The organism is Ferrimonas balearica (genome assembly GCF_019802085.1).
Lineage (GTDB): Bacteria > Pseudomonadota > Gammaproteobacteria > Enterobacterales > Shewanellaceae > Ferrimonas > Ferrimonas balearica_B.
Genome location: NZ_JAHVHV010000002.1, coordinates 385,989 through 397,192, shown reverse-complemented (window position 1 = coordinate 397,192; position 11,204 = coordinate 385,989). Strand labels below are relative to the sequence as shown.

Genomic DNA, 11,204 nt, shown 5'->3' with positions numbered 1-11,204 from the left:
GGGGATCGGTTAGCCTTGAACGGCCACCGGGGTCTGCTCGCGCTCGCTGCGCTTGTAGGCCATGCCGGAGACCATCACCAGCAGGGTGAGGGGCAGCCAGGCCATGTGCTGGTCGTACAGCGGCAGGAAGCTGAAGGCACCCACCAGGCCGGGGGCGAAGCCGGCCACGTTCAGGCCGCTCAGCACGCCGATGACGAAGGCGACAGTGATCATGGCACCCAGTACGGTCTTGCGCTGGCTGATCTGCTTGCGGGCGAACACGTACATGATCAGCGCCATGGCCACCGGGTAGACGATGAACAGCACCGGGATGGAGATGGCGATCAGCTGGGACAGGCCCACGTTGGCGACCACGGCACAGGCGGTGGCGACCACCAGTACCCAGTTGCGGTAGCTCAGCTTCGGCACCAGGGAGTTGAAGAACTCGGAACAGGCGGAGATGAGGCCCACGGCGGTGGTCAAACAGGCCAGGGTCACCACGGCGGAGAGGATGAACAGGCCGGGGGCACCGAACACCTGCTGGACGTAGGCGCTGAGGACCGCACCGCCGTTCTCGGAGCCGGCGGCCAGCACGGAGCTGGTGGCGCCCACGTAGAACAGGGAGATGTACACCAGGGCCAGACCCACGGCGGCGATCACGCCGGCCTTCATCAGGTAGCCGGCCTGGGCGCTGGCGTCGGTCACGCCTTTACGACGCAGGATGTCCACCATCAAGGTGCCGAACATCAGGGCGCCCAGGGCGTCCATGGTCATGTAGCCTTCCAGGAAGCCGGTGGTGAAGGCGTTCTCCTGCCAGGTTTCGGTAGCGGCACCGATGGGATCCTGGGGCGCCACCATCACGGAGATGGCCAGCACGGAGAGCAGCAGGATCAGGGCAGGGGTCAGCATCTTGCCCACGGTGTCCAGCAGCTTGCCGGGACGCAGGGCCAGCGCGGTGGCCAGCACGAAGAAGCCCAGGGTAAAGAACAGCTGGGTGGTGGCGGTGCCTTCGCTCAAAAACGGCAGCAAGCCAATCTCATAGGCCACCAGGCCGGTACGGGGGGCCGCAAAGGCCGGACCGATGATGATGAAGATGGCCACGGCCACGGCGGTGCCCACCCAGGCGGGCAGCATCTTGGTGATCACCGGGATCCCGCCACCGGCCTTGGCCACGGCGATCAGGCCCAGCAGGGGCAGGCCCACGGCGGTGACCAGGAAACCCAGCATCGCCGGGGTCAGGTTCTCACCGGCGCTCATGCCGGCCATGGGGGGGAAGATGATGTTGCCCGCGCCCAAGAAGAAGGCGAACAACATGAAACCCAAGCTGAGGGTATCGGTGGTGGTTAATGGCTTGCTCAAAATAAACCTCTACTGCGGCATGTTCTTGTTATCTATCTGCTAATACGCCCGTTGCGCGAATCAATCTGTACACCCAGATTTACACCTTCGGGACCCAATTCCGGCTCGTTCCATGCCGAGTTTTCCATCAACGTGCCGCCTCTCCCCTCGCCATCGGGTGAAAATCGCGTTCACCCATCGTAAAAGTCGGCGAGAAGATTGCTGACTGCGGGGGCAACTAATACCAGCCCCCAGAGGCCACCGCAATGACCCGGCGCCAATCTTAACCATTGAATACACCTGCGCAACATTCCCACTCTAAAGGTGCTACAGCCAAAATCGGCAAAATTTGCTAGAGTCTGCCGCCTCAAAACCCGGAGCCCCCGATGCCCTTCACCTTCAAGCAGTTCCATGTGGATGACCGCGCCTGCGGCATGCCCGTCAGCACAGATGGCGTGCTGCTGGGGGCCTGGGCTACCCTGCCCCAACGGGGACGGGTGCTGGATCTGGGCACCGGCTCCGGCCTGCTGGCACTGATGTGCGCCCAGCGCTGTGACGCCACCATTACGGCGGTGGAGCTGGACGACGCGGCCACCGCCCAGGCCAGGGCCAACTTTGCCGCCAGCCCCTGGTCGGCGCGCCTGAGCGTGCAGCAGGCCGACGTAAGACAGTGGCAGGCGGCGCCCTTCGACGCCATCGTCTGCAATCCGCCCTACTTTACCTCCGGCCTGCGCAGCGAGCGGGGCCCCGCCCGGGCCCAGGCCCGCCACGTGGACACCCTGGACCACGACAGCCTGCTGGCCAGCCTGGTCCGCTTGCTTGCCCCGGCAGGCTGTGCCAGCCTGATCCTACCCCTGGAGGCCGGCGAAGCCCTGGCCCGGCGGGCCGACGCCTTTGGCCTGGTACCGCGCCAGCGGGTGTGGGTGCGGACCCGACCCGAAAAGCCCGCCAGCCGCTTGCTGCTGGCCCTGGGCCGGTCGGGGGAGGAGGCCGAGGGGCAATCGCTGTGCATTCACCAGGCCGACGGCGGCTACAGCCCCGAGTTTCGCCGCCTGACCCAAGATTTTTACCTCAAGATGGGATCCTGATTTCCATGAGCTTTGCCGATTTCGATCTCGATCCGCGCCTGGAACGGGCGCTGACCAAAAGTGGCTACACCAAGCCCACCACCATTCAAACAGCGGTGCTGGAGCCGGCACTGGAGCAGCGGGACATCCTCGCCAGCGCCCCCACCGGCACCGGCAAGACCGCCGCCTACCTGGTGCCCGCGGTGCAGCACCTGCTGGATTTCCCCCGCCGGGAACCCGGCCACGCCCGGGTGCTGATCCTGGTGCCCACCCGGGAGCTGGCGCTGCAGGTAAAGGCCTACGGTGAGAAGCTGCTCAGTGGCGTTGACCTGACCATCGGCGCCATCGTCGGCGGCAAGGACTACCAGGTGGACGCGGATCTGCTGAAGCAGAACATGGACCTGCTGGTGGCCACCCCGGGTCGCCTGATCATGTACCTGGAGAAGGAGAAGTTCGATCCCCGCCAGGTGGAGATGATGGTGATCGACGAAGCGGACCGGATGCTGGACATGGGCTTTATGCCGGTGGTGGATCGCATCGCCGCCGAAACCCGCTGGCGCAAGCAGACGATGCTGTTCTCCGCCACTTTGGAGGGCGAAGGGCTGGAGGGCTTTGTCCGCGAGCTGCTGGAGGATCCCGCCCACTGCGATGCCAAGCCGCCGCGCAGCGAGCGCAAGAAGATCACCCAGTACTACTACCGGGCCGACGACAAGGCCCACAAGTTCGCCCTGCTGACCCACCTGCTGGCCGAGCCTGAGTGCACCCGGGCGGTGATCTTCACCAAGACCCGGGAGGCCGCCATCGAGCTGCACGGCAAACTGTTCGCCGCCAAGGTGCGCACCGCGGTGCTGCAGGGGGCCATGGTGCAGGGCAAGCGCGACGACGCCCTGGAGCGCTTCAAGAGCGGTTCGGTCCAGGTGCTGGTGGCCACCGACGTGGCCGCCCGGGGCCTGGACGTGGCCGGGGTGACCCACGTGTTCAACTACGACCTGCCCCGCAGCAGCGACGTCTACCTGCACCGCATCGGCCGCACCGCCCGGGCCGGCGCCAAGGGGATGGCCATCAACCTGGTGGAGGCCCACGACCAGCCGATGCTGGAGCGGATCCAGCGTTACACCGACGAGCCGGTCAAGGCCCGGGTGATCGACTCCCTGCGCCCCCAGACCAAGGCGCCCCGCTTCAGCAAGCCGAAGAAAAAGGCCAAGAGCGCCACGGGTGCCAAGAAAAAGCCTAAGAAAACCAAGGGTAAGAGCGCCAAGGCCGAGGACGCGCCGAAGCAGCGCCACCGCGACCGCAAGAACCTGGGCAAACGACGGGCCCCCAGCGGCGGCAGCGCGGCGGACAAGGGCACCGCAGAGGAGTGAACGCTCACCCCCGGCCAAACCGCTAGTCCAACTGGCCCAAGCTGTCAACCTCGTGCTAACATCGGCCCATCTTGAAGTACAGGGATGGTAACGTGTCCGAGCCGAGCGATTCACGATCGGACCTGAGCCAGGTGCTGGCCAGGTTTGAGCAAGCCACATCCGATACCCAGAAGCAGCTGCCCTTTATATGGCAGCTGCTTCTGATGGTGATCCTGGTGGCCGGCATCGCCCTGGGGGCCATGAGCGTGAACGCCGAGCTGCTGCGCACCAAGCTGGCGGAGCGCCGCTTCGCCGAGCTGCAGGTGTTCAGCGATCGCATCAACGACGGCATGTTCCGACTGGAAAACCGGGCCGAGCTGATGGCCCAGTACGGCATCGTCGCCCACCTGCTCAAACAGCCCACCCTGGAAGTGGAACCGGTTCAGGCCTTCATTCAGCAGCTGACCAGCACCGAACCCAGCTTCCGCATGATCGCCGTCCTCGACGGCAATGGCCGCCCCATGTTCCAGCAGGGGGAGGACACCTACTTCCGTCTCTCCCGGCGCGAGCTGCAAAAGAGCATCGCCGAGCTGGAGCCCGGCGAGATCTACAGCTCTCCCCTGAAACTGGAGGGGCGCCACGCCCACCGCTGGCTGCTGGTGCCTGTCATCGACAGCCCCCATGGGGCCAAGGCGATGCTGTTCGTGGTGGAGATGTCGGAGGCGTGGAAGAAGTTCCAGTCCATCGACGCCACCGACGGCGCCCCGCTCATCCTGGTGGACGCCCGAGGCAACTGTTTCGGCATCAATCGACCGGAAAAGGTGGGCCGCACCCCCATTCCCCAGGCCTACCCGGAGCTGTGGGACCGGATGGAGCAGAACGACTTCGGCCAGATGGCCGAAGGCCCGCTGCACTTTATCTACATGCAGGTGCGCCCCGGCTCCCAGTCCCCGGTCTACCTGCTGACCTACCTGGACAGCCGCCACCAGCACACCCTGGTCAAACGCTACCAGCGCCAGATCACCGTGGCGGCGCTGATCATCATCCTGATCCTCGCCCGCCTGATGTGGCACCGCCGCTACCAGGCGGACCACAGCCGCGCCCGCGCCCGGGCGGAGCAGCTGCTGGAGCATCTCTACCACGGCAGCCAGGGGCAGATGATCTTCAACGCCGAGGGGCGCTGCATCACCGCCAACCACGCCGCCGCCACCCAGGTGGACCTGCTGCCGGAGCGGCTGCAGGATCGTCGCTTCCGCCACCTGTTCGACAGCGACAGCCTGGGGGTGGACATGATCTGGCAACTGGCCCGCGCCTCCGGTTACTGGGAGGGGCGCCTGGGGCTGCGTCACGCCCCCCGGCTGACGGTCAAGGCCAAGGTGCGCTCCATCGTGCTCAACGACAACGAGCGGTTGTTCCTGGTCACCCTGGAGGAGAACCGCCAGCAGCAGGAGCTGGAGCAGCAGCTTAAGCGGGTGGAGCAGCTCACCGACAGCGCCAGCGGCCTGGCCCTTATCGACGCCAACCAGCGCCTCAAATCCGTCAACCGCGCCCTGGGCCGGATCCTGAACCAGCCCCAGGAGCGCCTGCTGGGGGTAAGCTGGCTGAGCCTGCTGAAGCTCACCAACAGCGATCTGGAGCAGAGCCTGAGCCACCAGCTCAGCAACCGGGGCTACTGGCAGGGGGCCCTGTGGATGAAGCGGGGCGATGGCGGCGTGGTGCGCTGCCTGGCCAACATCCACCAGGGGGACAGCCTGGGCCACGACGACGCCTACCAGGTGCTGACCCTGACCCCGCTGCTGGATCAGAAACTCAATAACGCCGTCCCCGATCAGGAGGAGCGGCCCCGCCACAACCTGGCCCGGGCGCTGACCCAGCCCCCCCACACCAGCGCCGCATTGATGCTGTTCAACCAGAGCCAGCACAACGCCCTGGCCAACTTTAACGACTCCGATGCCCTGCTGTTTCAGCAGCACCGCCTGGTGCAGCTGCTGGACGGCGCCCTGCCCCGAGAGGCCCTGCTGGGGGAAGCCGGCGAGGTGGGGGAGACCGCGGTGCTGCTGCCGGGGTGGAGCGACAGCCAGGCCACCACACTGGCCTCCAGCCTGGTGAGCCTTCTGGAGGAGGGTGACCTGATCGATGGCCTGGTGATCGGCCTGGCCCAGAGTCAGCCCGGACAGCCCTGGCACAGCCTGCTGGACAACGCCCGGGATGCGGTGACCCGCGCCACCCTTTCCGGCCAGCACTACTGTCAGGCCCACACCCGAAGCAGCGCCTGAACGGGCCCGCCAGCGACAAATACGCACAAAAAACACCGCCCGAGGGCGGTGTTTTTGTTGGCGCCAGGAAGGCTCAGAACTTGTAGAGCAGGGTCGCCGCCAGGGTGGTGTCGGTGCTCTTGTTGTCCGGACCCGGGTTGGAGTCGTGCTTGACGCTGTAGGAGAGCTTCATCGCCAGGCTGCCCACCAGGTTGGCGGTCACGTAGGTTTCGCTCCGGGTGATGGTGGAGCCCTCACCGAAGGCGATGTTGGAGGTCACCAGCTGCCCAAACTCGGCGTTTTGAGAGAACTTCCACCAGAAATCCACTTTGACCCGGCCGATGAAGTCGCTTTCGTCGTCCTCATCGGGACGCTTGTCGTCGTCGTACTTCTTGTAGCTGTAACCGGGGCCGGCTTCGGCCAGCAGGGTCATGGTGTCCTGCTCGATGATGCGACGGCCGTAACCCAGTGCGGCACTGACCACGTAGTCGTAGTCGGTGAACTTGTCGATCTCGCCGTCCACCATGCCAAAGACGTACTGCTTGCCGGTGGAGGGGTAGTCCCCCTGGTAGAGGGCGTAGTAGCGTTCACCGGAACGCTCGCCGGTGTCCTCGGCATAGAGGATGTCCAGCAGGTACTGGTTCTTGAGATCGCCGATCAGGTGGGTGGCGTCGATCTTGCCCTTGATGTTGGTGGTTTCGGTGTTGCCCGAGACGATGGTGGCCCCCAGTTCGGCTCCGCCGCTGAAGGTCGGCGCCGGCTCCTCCGCCAGGGCAGAGGTGGCGCCCAGCGCCAGCAGAACGCCCGCGCAGGTAATGGTTACGGATTTCATGCTCACTCCCTGAATACCCGGGTCAAACGACGCCCGGAAACGCCAACATTTTACCAACATTAAGGTTACAGGCACAAAAAAAACGCCTGCATAAGCAGGCGTTTTCCGATTTTTTTTCGTCTTAGATGTGCACTTTCGGGTCCAGCTCGCCGGCCAGGTAGCGCTTGTACATCGCCTGCAGGGACAGCGGCTTGATCTTGGAGCCCTGACCGGCACAGCCGAAGGCCTCGTAGCGGTCCTTACAGATCCCCGCCATGGCGTCCATGGAGGCCTTGAGGAATTTGCGCGGGTCAAACTCGGAGGGGTTCTCGGCCAGGAACTTGCGCACCGCACCGGTGGAGGCCAGGCGCAGATCGGTATCGATGTTCACCTTGCGCACGCCGTACTTGATCCCTTCGACGATCTCTTCCACCGGCACACCGTAGGTCTCCGGGATCTCGCCGCCGAACTGGTTGATCACTTCCAGCCACTCCTGGGGAACGGAGGAGGAGCCGTGCATCACCAGGTGGGTGTCCGGGATCCGGGCGTGGATCTCCTTGATGCGGTCGATGCGCAGCACGTCACCGGTGGGCTTCTTGGAGAACTTGTAGGCGCCGTGGCTGGTGCCGATGGCGATGGCCAGGGCATCCACCTTGGTGGCGGCCACGAAGCGGGCGGCCTCTTCCGGATCGGTCAGCAGCTGATCGTGGCTCAGTACGCCTTCGGCGCCCACGCCATCCTCTTCGCCAGCCATGCCGGTTTCCAGGCTGCCCAGACAGCCGATCTCGCCCTCAACGGACACGCCACAGGCGTGGGCGAAGGCAACGGTGCGCTGAGTCACCTGGACGTTGTAGCCGTAGTCGGCCGGGGTCTTGCCGTCTTCCCGCAGGGAGCCGTCCATCATCACGGAGCTGAAGCCCATCTGGATGGAGCGCTGGCAGACGTCCGGCGAGGTGCCGTGGTCCTGGTGGATGCACACCGGCACGTCCGGGTACTGCTCCAGGGCCGCGTTCATCAGGTAGCGCAGGAACTGGGGACGGGCGTACTTACGGGCGCCGGCGGAAGCCTGCACGATCACCGGGGAATCGGTTTCCTCGGCGGCCTGCATGATCGCACGCATCTGCTCCAGGTTGTTGACGTTAAAGGCGGGGACGCCGTAGTTGTGCTCCGCCGCGTGATCGAGCATTTGGCGCAGAGAGATCAATGCCATGTTGTCAGACTCCAATAGATAGAAAAGAAACGGATAGCGGGCACCTCCTGTGCCCACTTCGCCCGCCGTTCACTGCGGCGGGCCTTGATGATTCAGCCTTGGGCGCGCTGTTCCAGCATGGCCACCGCCGGCAGGGTCTTGCCCTCGAGGAACTCGAGGAAGGCACCGCCTCCAGTAGAAATGTAGGAAACTTTGTCGGCGATGCCGTACTTGTCCACCGCCGCCAGGGTGTCACCGCCCCCGGCAATGGAGAAGGCGTCGGACTCGGCGATCGCCTGGGCGATGCGCTGGGTGCCGGCCCCGAACTGGTCAAACTCGAACACCCCTACCGGGCCGTTCCAGACGATGGTGCCGGCGTTTTTCAGGATGGTGGCCAGGGCCTCGGCACTATCCGGGCCGATGTCGAAGATCATGTCGTCGTCGGCCACCTCGGCCACCGGCTTGAGGGTGGCTTCGGCGTCCTCGGCAAAGCGGGTGCCGCACACCACGTCGGTGGGCACCGGGATGTCGCCGCCGCGGCTCTGGGCCTGGGCGGTGAGGGCCTTGGCCTGGTCGATAAGATCGGCTTCATACAGGGACTGGCCCACCGGATGACCCGCCGCCGCAATAAAGGTGTTGGCGATGCCGCCGCCCACCACCAGCTGGTCCACCTTCTGGGACAGGGACTCCAGCACGGTCAGCTTGGTCGAGACCTTGGAGCCCCCGACGATGGCCACCATGGGGCGGGCCGGGTTGTCCAGGGCCTTGCCCAGGGCGTCCAGCTCCGCGGCCAGCAGCGGGCCGGCGCAGGCGATGGGGGCGAACTTGGCCACCCCGTGGGTGGAGGCCTGGGCCCGGTGAGCGGTGCCGAAGGCGTCCATCACGAACAGATCGCACAGGGCGGCGTAGGCCTTGGACAGCGCCTCGTCGTCCTTCTTCTCGCCCGGGTTGAAGCGCACGTTCTCGAAGATCACCAGCTCGCCGTCCGCCAGCTCAACGCCGTTCAGGTAGTCCTTCTCCAGACGCACCGGGGCGTTCAGCTTCTCTTTGAGGTAGTTGACCACCGGAGCCATGGAGAAGGCCTCGTCGTACTCCCCCTCGGTGGGGCGGCCCAGGTGGGACATCACCATCACCTTGGCGCCGGCCTTGAGGGCCAGCTCGATGGTGGGCAGGGACGCCAGGATGCGGGCGTCGGAGGTGACGACGCCGTCCTTTACCGGCACGTTGAGATCCTGGCGGATCAGCACGCGTTTGCCGGCCAGGTCCTGATCGGTCAGCTTGAGTACGGTCATGGTGGTTCCCTCGTAAGATGTCATTCAGATTCTGTCGCCGCCATCGCCATGGCGGTGTCCAACATGCGGTTGGCGAAGCCCCATTCGTTGTCGCACCACAGCAGCAATTTCACCAGGTGGCCATCGGAGACCCGGGTCTGGGTGCCGTCCACCACGCAGGAGTGGGGATCGTGGTTGAAATCGCTGGAGACCAGTGGGGCCTCAGTGTAGTTCAGGATCCCTCGGAACCGGCCCTGGGCGGCCTCCGCCAGCACCCGGTTGACGGTGTCGATGTCCACCCGCTGGGTCAGGGTCAGGGAGAGATCCATGGCGGTGACGTTGGTGGTGGGCACCCGCACCGCGATGGCTTCAAATTTGTTGTGCAGGCTCGGCAGGATCCGCTCGATGCCCCGGGCCAGCTTGGTGTCCACCGGGATGATGGACTGGCTGGCCGCCCGGGTCAGGCGCAGATCGTCGTGATAGGCGTCGATCACCTGCTGATCGTGCATGGCGGAATGGATGGTGGTGATGGCCCCGCGCTCGATGCCGAACAGGTCATTGAGCAGGGTGATCACCGGCACCGAGCAGTTGGTGGTGCAGGAGGCGTTGGAGACGATGGTCTCCTGGCCGGTCAGGCTGTCGTCGTTCACCCCGAACACCACGGTGGCGTCCACGGCGCTGTCCGCCGGGTGGGAGATCAGCACCTTCTTGGCCCCCGCCGCCAGGTGGGCTTCGCACTGGGCCCGGGTCTTGAGGGCGCCGGAGCACTCCAGCACCAGATCGATCCCCAGCTCGCCCCAGGGCAGGCTGGCCACGTCGCTCTGGTGGTACAGGGCGATGGCGTCGCCGCCGACGTTCAGGGTGCCTTCGCCCACGCTCACCGGCTGGGCAAAGCGGCCGTGGGTGGTGTCAAACTGGGTCAGGTGGGCGATCGCCTCCGGCTTGGCCAGCTCATTGATGGCCACCACGCGGATCTGCTCCCGCAGGCCGGTCTCGTAAAGGGCACGCAGGGTGGAACGGCCGATGCGGCCAAAACCGTTGATGGCGACGCGTAGGGTCATAAGCTCTTCGTGGAGGCACCTGGTCGGTGGGATAGGGATCCTGTTTGAAAACGGGCGCCATTTTAGCTCAGAACAGCCACTTACCAAAGTCCCACCGATAGGGTCGAGAAAATTTACGTATAGAAACGAACAAATCCACCATAACCCGTGGCTCGGCGGCCCGGATGAATGAAATAATACCGACATGAGACTGGATCGCCTGCTGTGCCAACACCCCCAATGGAGCCGCCGCCACGTCCTGACCCTGCTGGTCCAGGGCCGGGTGCGGGTCAACGGCGCCGTGACCCCAGACCCCACCGCCGAGGTGCGTCCCTTCGACGCCGTGACGGTGGATGACCAGGTGATCCAGGCCGCCACCCCGGCCCACTACCTGATGCTGCACAAGCCGGTGGGGGTGCTGAGCGCCACCGCCGATCCAGTGCACCCCACGGTGATGGGGCTGCTGCCGCCTGACCTGGCCGAACAGCTGCACATCGGCGGCCGGCTGGATCGGGCCAGCAGCGGCTTGATGCTGCTGACCAACGACGGTCAGTGGTCCCGTCGGGCCACGGCACCGGAGCGGCGCTCCCCCAAGACCTACCTGGTCACCCTGGCCCACCCCATCCACCCGGACACCGAGCGGGTCTTTGCCGAGGGGATCCACTTCCCCTTCGAGGACGTCACCACCTCGCCGGCCCAGCTGGAACGCCTCGATGAACGCCACTGCCGGCTCACCATCTACGAGGGGCGTTACCACCAGATCAAGCGGATGTTCGGCCGCTTTCGCAACCCGGTGCTGGCCCTGCATCGGGAAGCCATGGGGACGATCCGCCTGGACTCGGCCCTGGCCCCGGGCCAGTATCGCCCCCTGACCCCCGAAGAGGTGGCCAGCGTCTAGACTTGGTCCACAC

9 protein-coding genes are annotated in these 11,204 nt (G+C 65.4%); 4 read left to right on the top strand and 5 right to left on the bottom strand.

Going from position 1 to position 11,204, the window contains the following annotated elements; translation table 11 throughout:
- Nucleotides 1-9: 9 nt before the first annotated feature.
- Entirely contained in the window at nt 10-1,341 is a 1,332-nt protein-coding gene (gene brnQ, locus KUV81_RS10120; RefSeq protein WP_409995571.1) for a branched-chain amino acid transport system II carrier protein, read from the bottom strand.
- A 362-nt stretch (nt 1,342-1,703) separates the two neighbouring features.
- Here brnQ and KUV81_RS10115 point away from each other — a divergent pair, with 362 nt between their 5' ends.
- From KUV81_RS10115 to KUV81_RS10105, 3 genes are all read left to right on the top strand, one after another.
- Nucleotides 1,704-2,405, top strand: a complete 702-nt coding sequence (locus KUV81_RS10115) for a tRNA1(Val) (adenine(37)-N6)-methyltransferase (RefSeq protein ID WP_222543744.1) — start codon at nt 1,704-1,706, stop codon at nt 2,403-2,405.
- 5 nt (nt 2,406-2,410) lie between these two features.
- On the top strand, nt 2,411-3,748 hold the full coding sequence (gene srmB, locus KUV81_RS10110; protein WP_222543743.1) for an ATP-dependent RNA helicase SrmB: 1,338 nt from the start codon (nt 2,411-2,413) through the stop codon (nt 3,746-3,748).
- A 92-nt stretch (nt 3,749-3,840) separates the two neighbouring features.
- Complete coding sequence (locus KUV81_RS10105) at nt 3,841-6,003, top strand: PAS domain-containing protein (RefSeq protein WP_222543742.1); 2,163 nt, start codon at nt 3,841-3,843, stop codon at nt 6,001-6,003.
- Nucleotides 6,004-6,076: 73 nt separating this feature from the next.
- Here the strand turns inward: KUV81_RS10105 and KUV81_RS10100 are convergent, their stop codons facing one another.
- From KUV81_RS10100 to epd, 4 genes are all read right to left on the bottom strand, one after another.
- Nucleotides 6,077-6,814, bottom strand: coding sequence for a YdiY family protein (locus KUV81_RS10100; protein WP_222543741.1), 738 nt, complete (start codon nt 6,812-6,814; stop codon nt 6,077-6,079).
- A gap of 121 nt (nt 6,815-6,935) precedes the next feature.
- A complete protein-coding gene (fba, locus tag KUV81_RS10095; RefSeq protein WP_222543740.1) occupies nt 6,936-8,003 on the bottom strand; it encodes a class II fructose-bisphosphate aldolase in 1,068 nt (355 codons plus the stop codon).
- A 92-nt stretch (nt 8,004-8,095) separates the two neighbouring features.
- Nucleotides 8,096-9,274 carry a phosphoglycerate kinase gene (locus KUV81_RS10090; RefSeq protein ID WP_222543739.1) on the bottom strand — a complete coding sequence of 393 codons (1,179 nt, stop codon included), beginning with the start codon at nt 9,272-9,274 and terminating at the stop codon, nt 8,096-8,098.
- A gap of 20 nt (nt 9,275-9,294) precedes the next feature.
- A complete protein-coding gene (gene epd, locus KUV81_RS10085) occupies nt 9,295-10,314 on the bottom strand; it encodes an erythrose-4-phosphate dehydrogenase (protein WP_222543738.1) in 1,020 nt (339 codons plus the stop codon).
- 184 nt (nt 10,315-10,498) lie between these two features.
- Between epd and KUV81_RS10080 the strand changes: the two genes are divergently transcribed.
- Complete coding sequence (locus KUV81_RS10080; protein WP_222543737.1) at nt 10,499-11,191, top strand: pseudouridine synthase; 693 nt, start codon at nt 10,499-10,501, stop codon at nt 11,189-11,191.
- The last annotated feature ends 13 nt before the right edge of the window (nt 11,192-11,204 follow it).